This is a genomic window from Saccharothrix hoggarensis (assembly GCF_042678885.1).
GTDB classification, from domain to species: Bacteria; Actinomycetota; Actinomycetes; order Mycobacteriales; family Pseudonocardiaceae; genus Actinosynnema; species Actinosynnema hoggarensis.
Window position 1 is genome coordinate 1 of sequence record NZ_JBHTLK010000510.1, and the last position, 803, is coordinate 803.

1 protein-coding gene is annotated in these 803 nt (G+C 76.8%); it reads right to left on the reverse strand.

Annotated elements, in window-relative coordinates; genetic code table 11:
• Positions 1-803, reverse strand: an 803-nt coding sequence (locus ACFQ3T_RS36825) for an aKG-HExxH-type peptide beta-hydroxylase (RefSeq protein ID WP_380730825.1), incomplete at both ends; no start/stop codon positions are given.

The window sequence follows — 803 nt, forward strand, 5'->3', positions numbered from 1 at the left end:
GCCGGGGGCAGGGGCTCGGCGCACCAGGCGCGCAGGACGTCGGCCGCCTCCCGGACGAACCACGTGCCGGTGGGCGTGAGCACGCCGCCCGCCAGCAGCGCCTCCGCGGTGATCAGGGCGGCGGACCGCCAGCGCGCGTACTCGACCTGCGCCGCCTCGCCGGGTCGGTCGCGCCAGAAGCCGGCCACGCCGAGGTGCGCGTACGTGCCGTGCAGCAGACCGGCGGCGGGCCGGGGGTCTTCCCGCCACGGCGCGTAGAACAGCGCGTCCACGTCGGGCCGGACCAGCGGGAACAAGTCCATCAACGCGGCCAGCTTGCTGTGCTGCGCCTCGTGCGCGAGCGTCACGGCGAGCGTTTCCGCGTCCGGTGTCGGCGACAGGAACACGCACCCGAACGCGTCGGCCAGCGTCGCGCTGCTCGTCCCGGACGGCGACGACGGCATGGGCGTGACCACCGAGACGACCTGCGCCACCTCCGCCGCCAACGCCGGGTGGTCGCGCGTCAGCAGGTTCCACGCGGCCCGCAGGGCGTCGCGCCACCGCCGCAGGTCGGGTGACGGCTCGACGGGCAGCTCGGCCGGCACCCCGCCGCCCGCCCACACGTCCACCTGGAGCGTGTGCCCGCCCAGGTCGACCTCCGGCAACGGCGACCACGTCAGCCCCGGCCCGACGACGACACCCAGCGACGGCAGCGAGAACACCTCGACCGGCGGGAACTCCAGGTCCACCGGAACGCCCGCGCGCACCGCCGCCGCGACCGCCCTGAACGCCAGCTCCGCCGCCCGCACCGGCCCGCCGCCGAG